The organism is Anaeromusa acidaminophila DSM 3853 (assembly GCF_000374545.1).
Taxonomy (GTDB): domain Bacteria; phylum Bacillota; class Negativicutes; order Anaeromusales; family Anaeromusaceae; genus Anaeromusa; species Anaeromusa acidaminophila.
The window spans coordinates 37,433-56,153 of record NZ_KB894587.1 but is presented as its reverse complement, the minus strand read 5'-3'; the positions used below and the strand labels follow the sequence as shown (position 1 = coordinate 56,153).

Annotated in this window: 16 protein-coding genes; all 16 read left to right on the top strand. The window is 50.7% G+C overall.

The window, feature by feature from the left end:
- Positions 1 to 8: 8 nt before the first annotated feature.
- The 16 genes from yabN (at position 9) to citF (ending at position 18,720) form a co-directional block, all read left to right on the top strand.
- Positions 9 to 1,454, top strand: a complete 1,446-nt coding sequence (gene yabN / locus C508_RS0105680) for a bifunctional methyltransferase/pyrophosphohydrolase YabN (protein ID WP_018702578.1) — start codon at positions 9 to 11, stop codon at positions 1,452 to 1,454.
- A 156-nt stretch (positions 1,455 to 1,610) separates the two neighbouring features.
- The gene (locus C508_RS0105675) at positions 1,611 to 1,886 is read left to right on the top strand and encodes a non-specific DNA-binding protein Hbs (protein WP_018702577.1); all 276 of its coding nucleotides are present in this window, start codon (positions 1,611 to 1,613) and stop codon (positions 1,884 to 1,886) included.
- 165 nt (positions 1,887 to 2,051) lie between these two features.
- Positions 2,052 to 2,744: a response regulator transcription factor gene (locus tag C508_RS0105665; protein WP_026319384.1), complete on the top strand. Its 693-nt coding sequence runs from the start codon at positions 2,052 to 2,054 to the stop codon at positions 2,742 to 2,744.
- 117 nt (positions 2,745 to 2,861) lie between these two features.
- Positions 2,862 to 3,617, top strand: a complete 756-nt coding sequence (gene pstB, locus C508_RS0105660) for a phosphate ABC transporter ATP-binding protein PstB (RefSeq protein WP_018702574.1) — start codon at positions 2,862 to 2,864, stop codon at positions 3,615 to 3,617.
- Positions 3,618 to 3,636: 19 nt separating this feature from the next.
- On the top strand, positions 3,637 to 4,302 hold the full coding sequence (phoU, locus tag C508_RS0105655; RefSeq protein WP_018702573.1) for a phosphate signaling complex protein PhoU: 666 nt from the start codon (positions 3,637 to 3,639) through the stop codon (positions 4,300 to 4,302).
- A 207-nt stretch (positions 4,303 to 4,509) separates the two neighbouring features.
- Positions 4,510 to 7,422, top strand: a complete 2,913-nt coding sequence (locus C508_RS0105650; protein WP_018702572.1) for an insulinase family protein — start codon at positions 4,510 to 4,512, stop codon at positions 7,420 to 7,422.
- Positions 7,423 to 7,527: 105 nt separating this feature from the next.
- Positions 7,528 to 8,436 (top strand): LysR family transcriptional regulator, encoded by a 909-nt coding sequence (locus tag C508_RS0105645; RefSeq protein ID WP_018702571.1) that lies wholly within the window; start codon positions 7,528 to 7,530, stop codon positions 8,434 to 8,436.
- Between the two features lie 545 nt (positions 8,437 to 8,981).
- A complete protein-coding gene (locus C508_RS0105635; RefSeq protein ID WP_018702569.1) occupies positions 8,982 to 10,232 on the top strand; it encodes a dicarboxylate/amino acid:cation symporter in 1,251 nt (416 codons plus the stop codon).
- Between the two features lie 36 nt (positions 10,233 to 10,268).
- Positions 10,269 to 10,685 (top strand): methylaspartate mutase subunit S, encoded by a 417-nt coding sequence (glmS, locus tag C508_RS0105630; protein ID WP_018702568.1) that lies wholly within the window; start codon positions 10,269 to 10,271, stop codon positions 10,683 to 10,685.
- 21 nt (positions 10,686 to 10,706) lie between these two features.
- A complete protein-coding gene (gene glmL / locus C508_RS0105625) occupies positions 10,707 to 12,104 on the top strand; it encodes a methylaspartate mutase accessory protein GlmL (RefSeq protein WP_018702567.1) in 1,398 nt (465 codons plus the stop codon).
- The gene (locus tag C508_RS0105620) at positions 12,095 to 13,546 is read left to right on the top strand and encodes a methylaspartate mutase subunit E (RefSeq protein WP_018702566.1); all 1,452 of its coding nucleotides are present in this window, start codon (positions 12,095 to 12,097) and stop codon (positions 13,544 to 13,546) included. The genes glmL and C508_RS0105620 overlap by 10 nt, the downstream gene beginning before the upstream one ends.
- Before the next feature lie 137 nt (positions 13,547 to 13,683).
- The gene (locus C508_RS0105615) at positions 13,684 to 14,934 is read left to right on the top strand and encodes a methylaspartate ammonia-lyase (RefSeq protein ID WP_026319383.1); all 1,251 of its coding nucleotides are present in this window, start codon (positions 13,684 to 13,686) and stop codon (positions 14,932 to 14,934) included.
- A 132-nt stretch (positions 14,935 to 15,066) separates the two neighbouring features.
- A complete protein-coding gene (locus tag C508_RS0105610; protein ID WP_026319382.1) occupies positions 15,067 to 15,975 on the top strand; it encodes an alanyl-tRNA editing protein in 909 nt (302 codons plus the stop codon).
- Positions 15,976 to 15,996: 21 nt separating this feature from the next.
- Positions 15,997 to 16,299: a citrate lyase acyl carrier protein gene (gene citD / locus C508_RS0105605; protein ID WP_018702563.1), complete on the top strand. Its 303-nt coding sequence runs from the start codon at positions 15,997 to 15,999 to the stop codon at positions 16,297 to 16,299.
- Positions 16,290 to 17,162, top strand: a complete 873-nt coding sequence (locus tag C508_RS0105600) for an HpcH/HpaI aldolase/citrate lyase family protein (protein WP_018702562.1) — start codon at positions 16,290 to 16,292, stop codon at positions 17,160 to 17,162. The genes citD and C508_RS0105600 overlap by 10 nt, the downstream gene beginning before the upstream one ends.
- Positions 17,163 to 17,175: 13 nt before the next feature.
- Positions 17,176 to 18,720 (top strand): citrate lyase subunit alpha, encoded by a 1,545-nt coding sequence (gene citF / locus C508_RS0105595; RefSeq protein WP_018702561.1) that lies wholly within the window; start codon positions 17,176 to 17,178, stop codon positions 18,718 to 18,720.
- The last annotated feature ends 1 nt before the right edge of the window (position 18,721 follow it).

The window sequence follows — 18,721 nt, the reverse complement described above, 5'->3', positions numbered from 1 at the left end:
CGTGCACCATGGGTAAATTGACAATTGTAGGCTTGGGACCTGGTAGTGCGGATCTACTAACGCTGGGGGCTGTAAAGGCCATGCAGGACGCTTCCTGTCTGTTGCTGCGTACGGGGCGTCATCCCACGGTCGCAGAGCTGGAACGGCTAGGAATTTCTTTTTTGACTTACGACGAAGTCTATGAAACAGAAAGTTCTTTTGAAGCGGTTTACCAAACGATAGCGGTAGATGTGCTGCGTCGCGCGGAAACCGCGGATGTGGTGTATGCTGTGCCGGGCAGTCCGGCCGTGGCGGAACGGACCGTGCAGATGCTTTGCGACCAAGCGCCGGCCTGGAATATTTCCGTGGAAGTTTTGCCAGGAATGAGCTTTGTGGAAGTACTTTGTGTGCGCTTAGGCTTGGATCCGATTAACGGGCTGACTATTTTGGATGCGGCGGATTTGGAGAGTGTTTGCTGTGGCGCACTTCCGACAGGAATGGTTGTGACGCAAGTCTATAATCGTCAAGTGGCTTCAGACGTGAAATTGACGCTGATGGAACACTATGGCGACTTTTATCCGGTTGAGTTGGTTAATCATTTAGGGTTGGAGGATGAAAGCGTTCGCTCCATACCTTTATGCGAACTTGATCGGCAGCAGGATATTGATCATTTGACCTCGATTTATGTCCCTTCATTGAAAAGCAGAACCGATGTGCAGCCTTTTGAATTAGACGCCTTGACGGAAGTGATGGAAGTGCTTCGTTCGCCCGAAGGCTGTGTTTGGGATCGACAGCAGGATCACCGTTCCTTGCGGCGGTATCTGTTGGAGGAAACCTATGAGGTGCTGGAAGCCATAGAAAAGGATGATATGGAACTTCTCTGCGAGGAGTTAGGCGATCTTTTACTGCAAGTGGTATTCCACGCCCGCATTGCCGAAGAAAGCGGACAATTTTCCATGCAGGAGGTAATCGACGGCGTAGTCGATAAAATGGTTCGCCGCCACCCTCATGTATTTGGCGAAGTTACCATTGAAGATGCGGCGGAAGTGGTACGAAACTGGGAACGTATTAAGCGTGAGGAAAAGGATCGCGGCGGTGTTCTGGCCGGGGTGCCGCGTGAATTTCCGGCGTTGCTTAAAGCTTGTAAATTGCAAGGCAAAGCGGCTAAGGTAGGTTTTGATTGGCCTGATGTTGAACCGGTATGGGGAAAAGTACAAGAAGAACTTCAAGAACTGCGCGAAGCGGACAATGAAGCTGCGAGGGAAGATGAACTAGGCGATGCGTTGTTTGCTATGGTTAATTTGGCGCGGTTCTTACATGTGGAACCAGAAACCGCTCTTTTGAAAGCATGTTTGAAGTTTGAAAACCGCTTTGGCTTCATTGAGAAACAGTTACAAGAAAAAGGAATTTCTTGGGAGCAATCTTCATTAACGGAGTTGGATGCTCTTTGGAATGCCGCAAAAGCCTTAGAATAGAGAAAATATGCGAGAAAATAGCGTTTTTTTTTCAAAGGATAGAGGAATCTGGCGGCGCGTAGCGAATACACTTATTCGCAATCATGAAATCAAGGCGCTTTTTGATAGAGCGCGCTGACGGCATTGCCGTCAAAAAAAGACAAGGGGGATGGATTTGTGAACAAGACTGAATTGGTGGCCAGTGTGGCCGAGAAGACAGCCATGACCAAAAAAGATGCGGAAAAAGCTCTGAATGCGGTATTTGCCAGCATTGAAGAAGCTCTTGCCAAAGAAGAAAAAGTACAGGTCATTGGCTTTGGCACTTTTGAAGTAAAAGCTCGGGAAGCTCGTACCGGCCGTAATCCGCAGACCGGCGCTGAAATTAAAATTCCTGCGTCTAAGAACCCTGTATTTAAAGCTGGTAAAGCTCTTAAAGACAGCGTTAATAAATAAGGAATCGTGATTGTCGAAAAACCAGGCTGTCATGGCCTGGTTTTTTTCTCGAAAGTTGCAAATGTCATGCTGCCTTGAGGCGCCTGATGCAGCGAAGATGGACTTGGTTGTTACAGCAGGGTTTCAGGAGAACATGGCAAAGAGCAGGAAAGGGCAGTGAATGGCATGATGGGCAGCATTTTAATTGTGGATGATGAGGCTTCCATTCGGGAGTTGTTGCGTTTTAATCTGCAAAAAGAAGGATATGTGGTGTCGGAAGCGGCGGACGGCTTGGAGGCGCTGCAACTAATCAAGCAGCAGCGGCCCGACTTGGTGCTTCTTGATTTAATGCTTCCAGGCATGGATGGTTTGGAAGTGTGTCGCAGAATCAAGGGACAACAGGGAACTGCCGGTATTCCGATCATCATGCTGACCGCTAAGAATGAGGAAGTAGATAAAGTTCTGGGCCTGGAACTGGGAGCGGATGATTACCAAACCAAGCCATTTGGTTTGCGGGAATTGATGGCTCGCGTTAAAGCCGTATTGCGGCGAAGTCAAAAAGGAAGTCATGGACATAGCGAGATATCCATGGGGGCTTTGCGGATGAATTTTAGCCGTTATGAGGCCTGGCTGGATAAAGAGAAGCTCGAACTGACTCCGAAAGAATATGAGTTGCTGAAGTTGTTTATTACCAATACAGATCGTGTGTTCAGCCGGGAACAGCTGCTGGAAAAAGTATGGGGTTATGAATATTTCGGGGATACTCGCACCGTAGACGTGCATGTGCGTCATTTGCGGGCCAAGCTGGCGGCGGTGCCGGAAGTGGCGGAGGCCATTGAAACGGTGCGAGGCGTAGGCTATCGTTTTCAGGACATCTGAGAAATCAGGTGTTCTTTTTTTATTAATGCAAACTTAACAGTAGCGCCAATTGTTTTATGGTATAGTGCAAATGAGAAGAGTTTAGCCTTGGCTAAGCAAGCAGGAGGATGCCATACTATGAGCAATAAGATCCAAGCTAACAAGCTGAAACTATATTACGGGGAGTCGCTGGCGCTGAAGAAGGTTACCTTAGGAGTTGAAAAGAACAGTGTTCTGGCTTTGATTGGTCCGTCCGGTTGCGGGAAGTCTACCTTTTTACGTACCTTGAACCGTATGAATGACTTAATTGAAAATGTGCGTATTGAAGGTGAAGTGCTGCTTGACGGCAACTCCATCTATCATCCCGATACCGATGTGGTTATGCTGCGTAAACGCGTAGGTATGGTTTTTCAGCGTCCTAATCCGTTCCCGATGTCCATTTACGATAATGTGGCTTATGGGCCTCGTATTCATGGGAATAATAAAAAAAGCGTGCTGGATGAGTTGGTGGAGCGCAGCTTGCGCGGCTCCGCGCTGTGGGATGAAGTGAAAGACCGCTTGCATTCTTCGGCGCTGGGTCTTTCCGGCGGTCAGCAGCAGCGTCTTTGTATCGCTCGCTTGCTGGCGGTGGAGCCGGAAGTATTGCTCATGGATGAGCCGTGTTCGGCTCTGGACCCGATTTCGACCATGAAGATTGAAGAATTGGTATCGGAGCTGAAACAACGCTATACCATCATTGTTGTTACGCATAATATGCAACAGGCAGCTCGGATATCGGACTATACCGGGTTTTTCCTTAATGGCGATTTGGTGGAACATGATCAGACCGATGTGATTTTTACCCGTCCTCAGGATCAACGCACAGAAGACTACATTACAGGCCGGTTTGGATGAAAAACGGAGGAGGATGGCTATGAATACGACGCGGCATAATTATGACTATGAACTTCAAGGCGTACGCAATGATATTTTGCAAATGGGACAGATGGTAATTACGGCGATTGAACGTTCCATTCAGGCGCTGGTGGATTTGGATATGGAGCTGGCTTGCCAGGTGATCCAAGGGGATGACGCTATTGATGAGCTGGAGCTGCTATTGGAAGAGCGCTGTGTAGTGCTCATTGCCAGGCAGCAGCCTTTAGCTAAAGATTTGCGCATACTGAGCACGGGTCTGAAGATTAGTACCGATTTGGAACGTATCGGCGATCATGCCTTTGATATTGCTAAAATTGCCAAACGCTTAGGGGAAGGCGGCAATGGACATATCAAGCCGCTTCTGGACATACCCCGTATGGCCGGGCTGGCGACGCAAATGCTGCGGGATGCTCTGACGGCATACGTAAATATGGACGTAGAACTGGCGGATAAGGTTTGCCAGGCGGATGATGAAGTAGACGCTTTGTACAATCAGTTGTTTCGAGAGCTTTTAACCTATATGCTGGCGGATCCGGCGGTCATTAATGACGCTACACAGCTCATTTTTGTAGCGCGCTATCTGGAGCGCGTAGCTGATCATACGACAAATATTGCCGAGTGGGTTATCTATCTGCAAACCGGACAGCGCTTGCACAAAAACTAAAGAATGAACTTACAAGAAAACCGCGTCAGCGGTTTTTCTTTATATACTACAAGTTATCATTTTACCTCCTCTTCCGTGCCCTCTGGTTCTCCTCGCGACTCCTGTTCAATCCTTGCACTCTGGTTTTTCTTGTTACTTAAGCAGGAAAGAGACGCCTCAAGTAGAATTGGTTACTAAAAGCGCCATTTTACGAAGATGAGGTAGATAATGATGATGAAATCCGGTTTTCGGCTAATAGCAACACAGACGGTTGCAGAACTGGCTTCTAAGGCTTATACGTACGAGCATGAGCAAAGCGGGGCCAGACTGGTATATTTGGAAAATGATGATGATAACAAAGTCTTTTCGATTACCTTTAAGACGCCGCCGGCGGATCACACTGGCGTGCCGCATATCTTAGAGCACTCCGTTCTTTGCGGTTCTCGCAAATTTCCCCTGAAAGAGCCTTTTGTTGAGTTAATTAAGGGTTCGCTGAATACGTTTTTGAATGCCATGACTTTTCCGGACAAGACCATGTATCCTGTGGCCAGCCAAAATGATAAAGACTTTCGGAATTTAATGGATGTCTATTTAGATGCAGTGTTTTTTCCTGTTATCTATGAGCAACCGGAAGTTTTGATGCAAGAAGGCTGGCATTACGAATTGGAAACGCCGGAAGGGGAGCTTACGTACAAGGGCGTCGTGTACAATGAGATGAAAGGCGTCTTTTCTTCGCCGGAATCATTGGTGGAACGCAAGACCTTGGAGGCGTTGTTTCCGGATACGACCTATCATTTTGAATCGGGCGGCGATCCGGACTTTATTCCGCAGCTGACGCAAGAGCAATTTTTAGATTTTCATCGCCGTTACTATCATCCAGCGAACAGCTATATTTACCTGTATGGAAAGATGAATATAGAGGAGCAACTGGCTTTCTTGGACGAAGCTTATTTAAGCCGGTTCCAGCGCCAAGAGGGTTTTGTAGCGGAAGTGGAGCAACAGCGTCCTTTTGCAGCGCCGCTGGAGGTCGTAGTTCCCTATCCGGTGGATGCAAGCGAAAGCCAGGAAAGCAAGGCGTTTTTTGGTTTAAGCCAAGCGGTAGGAGAGGCTTGCAATGCGGAATTGGGGCTGGCCTTTGCCATATTAAACCATTTGTTATTAGGAACGCCGGGTGCGCCCTTGAAGCAGGCTCTGATTGCCGCCGGGATCGGCCAGGATGTGCTGGGGCGGTATGAAGATGCGTTGCTGCAGCCGGTATTTAGCATCCTGGTGCGCGGCGCAGCGGCTGATGCAGGAGACAAGCTGCGTCAGGTAGTGCAGCAGACGCTGCAGGAACTGGTAACTAAAGGAATTGACAAGGAACTTCTGGAAGCTTCCATCAACCGCAAGGAATTTGAACTGCGCGAAGCCAATTTCGGCTCGCATCCCAAGGGGCTAATTTACCATATTCGCATGCTGGACAGCTGGCTCTACGGCGGCGATCCCTTGCTGCATCTGAGTTATGAACCCCTCCTGTCCAAGATGAAAGAAGGATTGGCCAGTAGATATTTTGAAGAGCTTATTGAACGGTATTTGCTGCAAAATCCGCATCAAGTCCTGGTGGCCGTCGTGCCGGAAGCCGGCTTGGAGGAGCGCCGCACAGAAGCGCTGAGGCAGAAGCTGGTTCAGATTAAGGCCACGCTTGCGCCGGAAGAAGTGCAGCGCATTTGTGAGCAGACCAAACAGCTCAAAGCTAGACAGACCAAGCCGGACAGCCCGGAGGCGCTTGCTTCCATTCCGCTCTTGGCTCTCGAAGATATAGAGAAGAAGGTAACTCGGATTCCGCAGCAACAGCGCCAAGTGGAAGGGAGGCCGGTTTTGCTGCAGCCGATCTTTACGAATCGTATTGCCTATGTCAATCTTTATTTTGATACTACCGCGGTGGAGCAGGAGGATTTACCTTATCTCTTTTTGCTCTCTAGCGTTTTGGGCAAGGTGGATACCTGCGATGGTTCCTACCAGCAACTAGCGAAGGAGATCAATCTGCATACAGGCGGTATTTCCTATCAAACGATGGCTTTGCCCAAGGCTTATGATGCAGAGGCCTATAAGCCGCGCTTGCTTGTGAAATCTAAGGCGCTGTTGCAAAAAGCGCCGCAGCTTTTCCGGCTGCTGCGCAGCGTTTGTCAGGGCAGCCGCTATGACAACCTGGCGCGCCTCAAGGAGCTTGTGGCGGAAAGCAAGGCCCGCATGGGCCTGGTCATGTTGGAATACGGCCATACGGTGGCGCTTAGCCGCGTGCTGTCCTATGTATCACCCGTGGAAAGCTATAACGAGAGCGGCGTTTTTACGTATTATCGTTTTCTGGAAGATTTGGAACGGAACTGGACGGATCGGGCGGAGCAAGCTTCGGCGGCTTTGCAGCGTGTGGCGCAGCGAGTATTCTGCCAGGATCGCTTGCAATGGGGCGTTACTTGCGAAGAAGAGCAGTATGCAGAGTTGGAGCCCTTGCTGCAGCAGTTTACCGCAGCGTTGCCGCAAGGAGGCTTGCCGAACGTTTCCTATTGTTTTACGCTGCAGGCGGCCAACGAAGGGTTGATGACGGCGGGCAAGGTGCAGTATGTAGCCAAGGCCTATAATTTTGCGAAACTAAATTATGCATATACTGGCAGCATGAAGGTACTGGAAACAGTGCTACGATTCGACTATCTGTGGAACCGCGTTCGTGTTCAAGGCGGCGCCTATGGGGCGTTTGCACGCTTTGAGCGCAATGGGAACCTGGCTTTCGCTTCTTATCGGGATCCGAACCTAAAGGAGACGTTACAGGTATATGAAGAGATGGAGGAGTATTTGCGCTCTTTTAGCGTGTCGGAGCGAGAAATGACCAAATATATTATCGGCACGATGAGCCAGCTGGATGCGCCTCTTACGCCGTCGATGAAGGGCGAAAAGGCGGAACTTATGTGGCTGATCGAACTGACATGGGAGCAGGTCCAACAGGAAAGGGACGCTGTGCTGAATACTAATGCCGCTGCCATTAAGGAGCTGGCCGGGGTAGTGGGCGCCTGCATGGCGCGCAATCACCTTTGCGTAGTAGGTAATGCCGGCAAGCTGCAAGAACAGGCAGGTCTGTTCGGGAATTTGGTTTCAGTTTTTTCGTAAAGAATTTGTTTGCAACAAGCAAGCCTCCTGGGTGGTAACGAAACATCGTGCCCTCAGGAGGCTTTTTTAAGAAATTATCGAGTTTGTTTGATAAGGGGTGGCAATATGTCTTTAGCAAAGTATGAAATTTTTTCCACTATTGTTGATGCGGGAAGTCTGACGAAAGCGGCGGAGCGCTTAAATTTGACCCAGTCAGGGGTCAGCTATGCGGTGACGACGCTGGAGGCGGAATTAGGATTTTCTTTGATTAAACGGGATCGCTCCGGGGTGACTTTGACACCGAATGGAGAGCGGATTCTTCAATGCATTCGCGGGATTTTGCATCAAGAAAAGTTGCTGAGACAAGAGGCGGCCGCTATTAAAGGCGTAGATATCGGTACGGTGTCTATCGGGACGCTGGCCAGTGTTTCTATGCGCTGGCTGCCTGGTATTTTGGGAGAATTTCAAAGGCTGCATCCGGCGGTGGAAGTCAAAACGCGCATGGGCGGCTATGATGAAATGAATGAATGGATCAGTCACCGAGTGGTGGACTTTGGGTTTGTGGCGCTGCCGGCATCCAAACAGTTTGACGCCATTCCGCTGAAACGAGATAAATTGATGGTAGTCATTCCGCCGGAGCATCCGCTGGGAAAGCGCCGGGAACTGATGTTGAAGGAACTGGAAAATGAACGGCTGATCATGCCCTTGTGGGGCAGTGATGACAATATTCGTAAAGTGTTGGCGAAAAGCAAGGTGAATTTTCGCATTCAGTATGAGGTGGCCGAAGAGCGGACCATTTTGGCTATGGTCCAAATGGGGCTGGGGATCAGTATTTTGCCGCAGTTAATGCTAGTGCATTTGCCGGAAGGGGTTCAATTGGTGCCGCTGGCTCATGATGAAGATTATCGAACCATTGGTTTAGCTGCCATTTCGCTGAAATATTTATCGCCGGCGGCGCGTAATTTTGTAAACTGTACGCGTGCGTGGCTGGAGGAACATCATGAATTGGATTTTCCTTCGTTTTCCATAAAATAACACATCAAAAAAACTTATACAAGGCACAAAAATGTCCGATTTTACTGTGGGAGAGCGGAGTAGTATAATGAATACAGTCGCCGGATATATCAAAAAAATCTGAATATCGGAGAAAGCATTTGTAAAATGTCGCTGCTCTGTGGAAGTATGGCCTTCTTGAAGGCCTGAGGGTTGTTGGGAAGATGCCGGAAAGTGTAATGATTACACTTTTTACTGCGAATTAAGACGGGCTGAATGACACAGGCTGCCCTTGGAATAAGCAGAATAAAAATGGAATTTTCCTTCAAAACCGAAAAAAGCGACAAGTCCGCAAAGGGAGGACTTACTTTAAAATTAGTCCTTTTCCAGAGAATACAAAAGTTTGTATTGTTTGAACTTTTTTTACAAATGTTATAAAAAACCTTTTGTCGTGTCCTGTAGTTTTCTGTATTTTGTTAACAATAATGAGTTTAGAGGCTGCAGCTCAACTCGCTGCCAGGGGCGGCAAAAGTAACACTCCGACACAAGAGGAGGCGGGCCGGAGCGAAAAAGGAGATGCCTTGACAATGAAAAACGGCAAATGGAAATTGGGTCTGACCACTCAGATCTTTCTAGGATTGATTCTGGGGGTGCTTTTCGGACATCTGTTTCCAGCCATTGCCGTCGATCTCAAACCTATCGGCGACATGTTTATTCGGATGATCAAAATGATTGTGGTTCCTTTGATTTTCAGTTCACTGATTATGGGAATTGCCGGGACTGGCGATTTCAAGAAACTCGGGCGGCTGGGCTTAAAGTCCATCATCTGGTTTGAAGCGGCTACGACGCTGGCGCTGGTAGTCGGCCTGACAGTAGTCAATGTTTTTGAACCAGGTCAAGGATTGCAAATTACCGCAACCGATGCAGCGGCAGTAACTGCAGCATCGAAGAAAAGCATTGATATGTCGCACATGCTGATCAATATTGTGCCGACCAATGTAGTAGATGCGGCTGCACGCGGCGATATGCTGCAAATCATCATGTTTTCCGTCTTTTTCGGCGTAGCTGCGGCTGCGGTGGGAAGCAAAGGCGAACCGGTGGTAAAGGTCGCCATCAGTATTGCGGAAGTCATGTTTCAATTCACGAACTATGTCATGCGTTTAGCCCCGATTGGCGTATTTGCGCTGATTGGTTTTACCGTAGGTAAGTTTGGCCTGGGTATGCTGATCCCGTTAGCGAAACTGATTGGATCGCTGTATTTCGCGCTGATTGTTTTCGTGTTGTTGGTTCTGACGATAGCTTCCGTGCTGATTCGGGTAAACTTTTTTCATCTGTTGCGAGCCTTAAAAGAGCCGCTGCTGATTGCATTTTCAACGGCATCTAGCGAAGCGGCGCTGCCGGTGGCTATGACAAAACTGGAAAAATTCGGAGTGCCCAAGCATATCGTTACCTTTGTACTTCCGACAGGTTATACCTTTAATTTAGATGGTTCGACTTTATATAGCGCCCTAGCGGTAGTGTTTATCGCCCAGGTCTACAATATTGACTTTCCTCTTACTACGCAGTTGCTTATGGTGCTGACCTTGATGCTTTCCACAAAAGGCATCGCGGCAGTACCCGGGGCGTCCTTGATTGTTATTGCAGGGACAGCGGCCGCTTTTGGGCTGCCTGTAGAGGGAATTGCAATCATTTTGGGAGTCGACCGAATTTTGGATATGGCGCGCACGGCGTGCAATCTTATTGGCAACTGTATTGCCTCAGTCGTTGTGGCTCGCTGGGAGCATGAGCTTCCAGACGAACAACTGGCTGTCGCCTATGCGCAGCAGTACGACGACTGATACAATAGCAATCACAAAGTAAGGAGCGATCAAACCATGGAAAACAGTGATAAGGTCGTCTTGGGAGTTATCGGCGCCGACTGTCATGCAGTGGGCAACAAAATTCTGGCCCATGCCTTACGGGCGGCAGGTTTTGAGGTGGTCAATCTGGGCGTGCTGGTGCCGCAGCAGGAATTCGTCAATGCGGCGATTGAAACCGATGCGAAGGCCATCTTGGTGGCGTCTCTCTATGGACACGGCGAAATTGACTGCCGGGGCCTGCGGGATGCTTGCAAAGAAGCTGGCATCGGCGGCATTAAGCTGTATGTAGGCGGTAACCTGGTTGTAGGCAAGACCGATTTCACCGAAGTAAAAGAAAAATTCCTTGCCATGGGTTATGACCGTGTATATGAACCAGGCATTTTGCCAGACCAGGTAATTGAAGACTTGAAGCAGGACCTGGCCCGGGCGTAAACCGGGAGAGGAGAGACGACCATGAGCCATGTGCTACTCATTGACTTTGGCAGTACGTATACCAAGCTTACGGCTGTAGATGTCGAGAAGGAAGAAATTTTGGGCACGGCACGGGGCATTACCACGGTAGAGACCGACATCATGGAAGGGTTGCAGGAAGGCTTGGATGTGCTTTTTGCACAGACAGGCAAGCTGGAGTTTCAGCGGGTGCTGGGCTGCTCCAGCGCTGCAGGCGGCCTGAAAATGGTAGCCATTGGCCTGGTGCCGGAATTGACGGCTGAGGCTGCGAAGCGAGCGGCCTTAGGGGCTGGAGCCAAGGTGCTGGGCGTATACTGCAACGAACTCAGCGAGTACGAAATTGAAGAAATTGCAGCCTTAAAGCCGGAAATTATTCTTTTGGCCGGCGGTACGGACGGGGGCAACAAGGAGGTCATTCTCCATAATGCCCGCATGTTATGCACGCTGGGCATGGATGTGCCGGTGCTGGTGGCAGGCAATAAATCAGTGACGCCCCAGGTGGTTGGGATTTTAAGCAAGGTTATGACCGAAGTGGTGCATACGGAAAATGTCATGCCGCGCTTGGGCGAACTGAACATTGACCCTGCTCGGGGCGCCATCAGAGATTTATTTTTACGGCGCATTATCGAAGCGAAAGGCTTGAATAAAGCCAACAAATTTATTGACAAGATGATGATGCCCACCCCTGCGGCTGTACTCAAAGCAGCAGAGCTGCTGGGCACTGGAACGCCGCATGAAAGCGGCTGGGGCGATCTAATGATTGTGGATATTGGCGGTGCAACTACTGACTTATATTCCATTGCCAAAGGAGAGCCCAAACAGCCGACCGTGACCATGCGGGGCCTGCCCGAACCTTTTGCCAAGCGTACGGTGGAAGGAGATTTGGGCATGCGCTACAGCGCGACTGCTTTATTGAAGGCGGCTGGCGCACCCGTGCTGGCTCAGAAGGCTGGCGTCAGCGAAGAAGAGGTTGCGGCGTACTGCCATTTGGTGGAGAACCAGGTGGATACGCTGCCTCAAACGCCACGGGAGCAGGCTATAGAGGATGCTCTTGGATGGGCGTGCACCAAAGTGGCGGCGCAGCGCCATGTAGGAAAAATCGAATCGGTCTTCAGCTGCGTAGGCGAGGTATTCGTGCAGGTTGGCAAAGACTTGACTACGGTTGAGAAAGTCATCGGCACCGGCGGCGTTATCGTGCATCATGAACGGCCGGAATGCATTCTTGAAGGCATTCGTTACGACACTGCGACTGCGGAATATTTAAAACCCAAACAATGTGATTACTATATTGATGGTGAATACATTCTCTCCGCCATGGGGCTTCTGTCGGAAGAACAGCCCGAGGTGGCTCTGCGGATGATGAAAAAATATCTGAAACGGAGGCAATCAGCGTGGAATTGAAAAATAAGAAATGGTCCCATGACGAATTTTTCGCAATGCGCAAAGAGATTTTGGCCCAATGGCCTACAGGTGCGGAGGTGGATTTTGACGAAGCCGTCAAATACCATGAAACCATCCCGGCGCGCAAGCATTTTTCCAAACAGCTTGTAAAAGCTAAAAAAGAAGGCCGTACCTTGACGCAGCCTCGTGCTGGCGTTGCGCTTTTGGACCAGCATATTGAATTGCTGAACTTCCTGCGCACTGAAGGGGAAGCCGATCTGTTGCCAACTACGATTGACAGCTACACCCGTCAAAATCAATACAAAGAAGCTCAGGTAGGTATTGAGGAGAGCAAACAGGCTGGCCGTTCTTTACTCAACGGTTTCCCTGCCGTCAATCATGGCGTGCATGCGGTCCGTAAATTGGCCGAAAAAGTGGATGGTCCCATTCAGGTGCGTCATGGTACGCCGGATGCGCGGCTGTTGACGGAAATTACGCTGGCCGGCGGCTTTACTTCGTACGAGGGCGGCGGTATTTCCTACAATATTCCTTACGCTAAGAGCGTATCTTTGGAACAGACCATTCTTGATTGGCAGTATGCAGACCGTTTAGTAGGTCTCTATGCCGAGCATGGCATTGAAATTAACCGCGAGCCCTTCGGACCTTTGACAGGTACCTTGGTGCCGCCGAGCATTTCTCATGCTGTGGCGATTATCGAAGGCATTTTGGCTGCCGAACAAGGCGTTAAAAACATTACTCTCGGCTATGGCCAATGCGGCAATCTGGTGCAGGATATCGCAGCCATTCGTTCGTTAGAATCGCTGGCTGAAGAGTATTTCGCGAAATTCGGCTATGAAGGCTGCACGCTGACTACGGTTTTCCATCAATGGATGGGCGGCTTCCCGCAGGATGAAGCCAAGGCGTTCGCCGTTATTTCCTGGGGTGCTGCGGCTGCTGCTTTTGCAAAAGCGACCAAAGTTATCGTGAAAACGCCGCATGAAGCACTGGGCATTCCTACAAAAGAAGCTAATGCCATGGGCCTGCGCACCACCAAGCAGATGATTAATATGCTGGCGGATCAGACCTTCCCGGCTACACAACAGTTGGAAGACGAAATCGCTATGATCAAAGCGGAAACCCGCTGCATCGTGGATAAGGTTTTGGAATTGGGTGAAGGAGATATTGCCGTTGGTACGGTGCGGGCTTTTGAAGCCGGCGTACTGGATGTTCCGTTTGCCCCCAGCAACCATGCCATCAATAAGATTCTGCCGGCTCGTGACCATCACGGCGCCGTGCGCCTCTTCGATTGCGGCAACTTGCCCTTTACGCAGGACATCATTGATTTCCATCGCGGTAAAATCGAAGAGCGGGCCAAAGCGGAACGCCGCCCGGCCAGCTTCCAGATGGTTATCGACGATATTTACGCCATTTCTAAAGGACGCCTTGTAGGACGCCCGCGCTAAAACACAAAAAAGTTTTCGGAACCAAGCTGCGACGCCGGAACTCCGTCAGGAGTTCCGGCTGCGTGGCGGCGTTTGTCAATTATGGGGAAGCTGCTGGTCTTGCTGGCGGCTCCAAAGACAAAAAGGAGTGTGTTCTCATGAAAATTGTTGATGTTGTTTGCTCGAAAGCTCTTACTGGTTTTTATTTTGACGATCAGCGGGCCATTAAAAAAGGCGCCGACCATGATGGCTTTACTTATATTGGCGACCCCGTAACTCCCGGTTTCCAGGCTATTCGCCAGTCCGGCGAAGCCGTGTCCGTTATGCTTGTGCTGGAAGACGGCCAAGTTGCTTATGGCGACTGCGCTGCCGTGCAGTACAGCGGCGCCGGCGGACGGGACCCCTTGTTCTTGGCGAAGGATTTCATTCCGGTGATTGAAAAGGAAATCAAGCCTCGTTTGGTAGGTCGTGAACTGAATTCCTTCAAGGCTTTGGCGGAAGAAATCGACTCCATGAAGGATGCAAAAACCGGCAAGTCCATCCATACGGCGTTGCGTTACGGCGTAACCCAAGCGATTCTAGACGCTGTGGCTAAAGGCAAACATAAACTAATGTGTGAAGTCATTGCGGAGGAATACGGCACAACGGTTAGCGAAAAAGAAATTCCGATCTTTACGCAGTCTGGCGACAACCGTTATGAGAATTCCGATAAGATGATCATCAAAGGCGCTCAAGTGCTGCCTCATGCATTGATCAATCATGTGGAAACCAAGTTGGGCAACGATGGCGGCTTGCTGCTGGAGTACATTACTTGGCTGAAAAATCGGGTGATGCAGTTGCGCACCAGCGAAGACTACCAGCCGGTGCTGCACATTGACGTATACGGCACGATCGGTATTGCCTTCAATAATGATCTGGATAAAATGGTGGACTTTTTCCGCAAAGCCGAAGCCGCTGCGGCTCCGTTGCAGCTGCGCATTGAAGGCCCTATGGACATGGAAGAGCGGGAAAAACAGATGTTGGCGCTGAAAGAATTGACTGCCCGCCTGCATGCGGAAAAAATTGGCGTGCAAGTGGTGGCTGATGAATGGTGCAACACATTTGACGATATTAAATATTTTGCCGACAATGGCGCTGGCGATATGCTGCAAATTAAAACGCCGGATTTGGGCGGCATCAACAATATTATTGAATCGGTTATCTATTGCAAGAAAAAAGGCGTTGGCGCTTACCAAGGCGGTACCTGCAATGAAACAGACCGCTCGGCGCAGGTTTGCGTCCATGTAGCTATGGCTACGCAGCCGGTGCAAATGCTGGCAAAACCAGGCATGGGTGTAGACGAAGGCCTGATGATTGTTTACAATGAAATGGAGCGCATTCTGGCGGTGCGCAAGGCACGCCAGGCGTAACAAGACCGGCGTTAGCAACAGCGGCGGGGCGCGCTTCGGCGCGCTCGCGCTGCCTTTTTTTAAGGGAAGCTGTTTTTTAAGGTCGGCGTAATTTGAGGTGGAGCGATGAAATCCATGATGCTCGAGCAATTGATGTATGCCAGTTACTTTGCCCCGTGGGGGCGCAAGCGCATGTATATTTTGGGACAACAGATCAGTGAACGGTATTTGTCTCCTTTGGATCGGCTCATCGGCGTCATCGGCGGTCCCGGAGCCGGTAAATCCTCTCTTATCAAGGGCATGTTTCCGGGACTGGAGCTTACCAATGATGATGAAGGCGTTAATGTGCGTCCGCTGCCGCTTTTAAAGAATATTGATAAAGGCTTTTTTTCCAGCCACACCTACCATATGGATGTGCGTTTTGAAATGGCCTTTACGCAGCTTCATACTTTGGCGGAAGCTGTTTCTAAGGCGCTGGAGCACGGCAAACGAGTAATTGTTGAGCATTTTGACTTGTTGTATCCGGCTCTGAATATTAACGCCGACGTACTGTTAGGGGTGGGCGGCGAAGTGATTGTTGTGCGCCCGAATGTGTTTGGTCCCTTTCCACAGGAAATTAAAGATGTTGTGACGAAAACGCTTAAATATCGAAAAATGGCCCATACGGCGGAGGATTTGACCGCGCGCATTTTGTTGCGCGAATATGGCGCGATTCTGCCGTTTGAACATCGTGACGTGCATCATGGCTTTGTACTGGAGTATCCGGTCGATATGGATGTGGATTTAGCGGAAGTGGAGAAAAAGGTAAAGCGTATGATTGATGAAGGGCTGCCTGTTTTCTACAGTGACGAGGATCATATTTGTATTGGCGACGATACTTGGCTGTGTACGGGGCCGCGTACCCATGTGAAAAATACGGAGGAAATCGAAAATTTCCGTCTGTTACATGAATATAAGCTTGACGAAAAAAGCAAGAGTTATTTGATTATTGGTCTGGTTGGCACGCCGTCGGACAATAACCTGGATGGTTTTGCCGGCGTTAGCTATGCAGCCAGCCTATAGGCGAATGAAGGAGGAATTGGCATGGCAAGTGTGCTTAAAGCAGCGCAGGCTGGCACGTTGGAATCAGGAGACATCATGATTCAGGTCAGTCCGGGAGAAGCGGGCAAGGGCCTGAGCGTAGAACTGGAAAGCATCGTCATGATTCAATATGGGGAAGCCATCCGGCAAACTCTGCAGGCGGTAGCGCAAGAGCAAGGCGTGGCTGACGTGCAGGTGAAAGCCGTAGACCGAGGGGCGCTGGATTGTACCATTCGGGCCCGCTTCTTAACGGCTTTAAGCCGGGCGGGCGTTTCGCTGAAAGGAGAGATGGCGTCATGCAATTAAGACGGACTATGCTGTTTATTCCGGGAAACAACCCGGCGATGCTGCAAAACGGCGGTGTTTTCGGCGCTGACTCGGTTATTTTAGACCTGGAGGATGCGGTAGCGCCGAACGAAAAAGACGCGGCTCGTTACCTGGTCAGCCACGCTTTGCGTACCGTCGACTACGGCGATAGCGAGCGGACGGTACGGATTAACCCTTTGGATACCTTTGCAGCCCAAGATATTCCCTTGATTGTTGCCAGCGGTCCGGACGCCTTGGTAGTACCCAAGGTGGAGAGCGCGGAAGATATCTGCCAAGTGGCGGCGATGGTGGAGAAAGCCGAAAAGCCGGGACAAAAACCGGTTAAGCTGATTGCCTTGTTAGAAACTCCCAAGGGGATTGCGGAAGCGGGGCGTATTGCCGTAGCGCATCCGCGCGTAGATGCGCTGGCTTTGGGAGCGGAAGACTATACCGCGGCCTTAGGCGCGGCTCGGACCAAGGAAGGGCAAGAAATCTATACGGCCCGGACGCTTTTGATTAACGCCGCTGCAGCCGCTGGTATTCAGTCCATTGATACTCCATTCACTGATGCCAATGATGAAACCGGTCTGCTGGCGGATACTCGTTTGGCTAAAGCGCTGGGTTTTAAAGGAAAACTTTCTATTAATCCTCGGCAAATTGACTCCATCCACAGCATTTTCAACCCTACGGCTCTAGACGTCGACTGGGCGGAACAAGTGATCGAAGCCATTCGAAGAGCCGAAGCCGAAGGCTCCGGCGTCGCCTCCCTGGGCGGCAAAATGGTCGACGCCCCTGTGGTGCAGCGGGCGCAGAGCGTGCTGCATCTGGCGCGCCGTTTGGGCATGGTCGCGGAACAAGGCTGAGGAGGGCGAAACAATGAAAAATCAAATTGGACGTGAAATACCTGAAAGTATCCCTGGGTACGGCAAAGTCAACGCCTTTGCGGGCGCCTTTGCCACCGTGCCGGATGGCAAGCGCCAGGCTCCGCCGGTTAAGCGCATGCTGCCAGGGCAGAATAAACTAGTAGAAAGCTTGGAAGAAATCTTTAAACGCGTACCCATTAAAGATGGTATGACCTTATCGTTCCATCATCATTTTCGTAATGGCGACGGCGTTTTAAACCAGGTTCTGGATGTGGCGGCTAAGCTGGGCCTTAAAAATCTGAATATCGCCCTTAGCTCCGTCTTTCCGGTGCATAAGCCGTTGATTGAACACATTAAAAACGGCGTAGTTGCAGGCCTTGACGCTAACTACATGTCAGGCCCTGTGGCGGAAGCCGTTTCCAAAGGCCTTTTAGACAAACCCGTCATTTTACGCACTCATGGCGGGCGCGCCCGGGCTATCGAATGCGGGCAGCTCAAAATCGACGTTGCCTTTATTGCCGCTCCGGCGGCTGACGATTACGGCAATCTAAACGGCGTATCCGGCGATACTGCTTGCGGCTCCCTGGGCTATGCCTTTCCCGATGCGGAATATGCCGACTATGTAGTGGCGGTTACCGACCATATTGAACCCTACCCGCTGGCGCCCATTTCTATTTCCCAGACCCGGGTAGATGCGGTGGTGGTTGTGCCTAGTATTGGCGATCCTAAAGGCATTGTTTCCGGCACGACCCAGGTTACCAAAGACCCGGTGGGTCTCAAGATCGCGACTAACGCCGCCAAGGTGATTGAAGCCACCGGTCTCATTCAAGACGGTTTCTCCTTCCAGACTGGCGCTGGCGGCGCTTCTTTAGCTACAGCGCATTTTGTACGCCAAATGATGGAAGCCAAAGAGGTTACAGGAAGCTTCGCTTTGGGCGGTATTACCGGCTATATGGTGGATATGCTGGAAAAGGGACTTTTCCGTCGCGTCTTCGACGTGCAGGGCTTTGACCTGGAAGCGCAGCGCTCGTTGCGTGATAACCCCAATCACATTGAAGTAGGCGCCGGCTTATATGCCAGTCCTTTTAACGGCGGCTGCCTGGTTAACAAGCTGGACGTCGTCATCTTAGGAGCCACGGAAATTGACACCGACTTCAACGTCAATGTCGTTACCGGTTCCAATGGCGTTATCATGGGCGGCAGCGGCGGTCACTCCGATGCGGCTGCAGGAGCCAAAGTCACCATTGTCGTAGCCAATCTGCTGCGCGGACGCTTGCCGATTATTGTCGATAAGGTGCTCACGGCGACGACGCCGGGAGAATCCATTGACGTCTTGGTAACCGAACGCGGTATCGCTGTGAATCCGCGGCGGCCGGAACTGCGCCAGCGTCTGGCCGAAGCTGGCTTGCCGGTAAAAGACATTGCGCAGCTCAAAGAGCTGGCGGAAGCCATTGCAGGCGCTCCGGCAGCGGTGCAAACCGGCGAGAAAATTGTCGCCGTGGTGGAATACCGCGACGGCACGGTCATCGACGTGGTTCGTCAGGCGAAAGAGGTGTAAG

Excerpts from the sequence above, each read along its gene's own strand:
- yabN (WP_018702578.1), top strand. The coding sequence starts at position 9 with ATGGGTAAATTGACAATTGTAGGCTTGGGACCTGGTAGTGCGGATCTA.
- C508_RS0105665 (WP_026319384.1), top strand. The coding sequence starts at position 2,052 with ATGATGGGCAGCATTTTAATTGTGGATGATGAGGCTTCCATTCGGGAG.
- pstB (WP_018702574.1), top strand. The coding sequence starts at position 2,862 with ATGAGCAATAAGATCCAAGCTAACAAGCTGAAACTATATTACGGGGAG.
- phoU (WP_018702573.1), top strand. The coding sequence starts at position 3,637 with ATGAATACGACGCGGCATAATTATGACTATGAACTTCAAGGCGTACGC.
- C508_RS0105650 (WP_018702572.1), top strand. The coding sequence starts at position 4,510 with ATGATGATGAAATCCGGTTTTCGGCTAATAGCAACACAGACGGTTGCA.
- C508_RS0105645 (WP_018702571.1), top strand. The coding sequence starts at position 7,528 with ATGTCTTTAGCAAAGTATGAAATTTTTTCCACTATTGTTGATGCGGGA.
- C508_RS0105635 (WP_018702569.1), top strand. The coding sequence starts at position 8,982 with ATGAAAAACGGCAAATGGAAATTGGGTCTGACCACTCAGATCTTTCTA.
- glmS (WP_018702568.1), top strand. The coding sequence starts at position 10,269 with ATGGAAAACAGTGATAAGGTCGTCTTGGGAGTTATCGGCGCCGACTGT.
- glmL (WP_018702567.1), top strand. The coding sequence starts at position 10,707 with ATGAGCCATGTGCTACTCATTGACTTTGGCAGTACGTATACCAAGCTT.
- C508_RS0105615 (WP_026319383.1), top strand. The coding sequence starts at position 13,684 with ATGAAAATTGTTGATGTTGTTTGCTCGAAAGCTCTTACTGGTTTTTAT.
- C508_RS0105610 (WP_026319382.1), top strand. The coding sequence starts at position 15,067 with ATGTATGCCAGTTACTTTGCCCCGTGGGGGCGCAAGCGCATGTATATT.
- citD (WP_018702563.1), top strand. The coding sequence starts at position 15,997 with ATGGCAAGTGTGCTTAAAGCAGCGCAGGCTGGCACGTTGGAATCAGGA.
- C508_RS0105600 (WP_018702562.1), top strand. The coding sequence starts at position 16,290 with ATGCAATTAAGACGGACTATGCTGTTTATTCCGGGAAACAACCCGGCG.
- citF (WP_018702561.1), top strand. The coding sequence starts at position 17,176 with ATGAAAAATCAAATTGGACGTGAAATACCTGAAAGTATCCCTGGGTAC.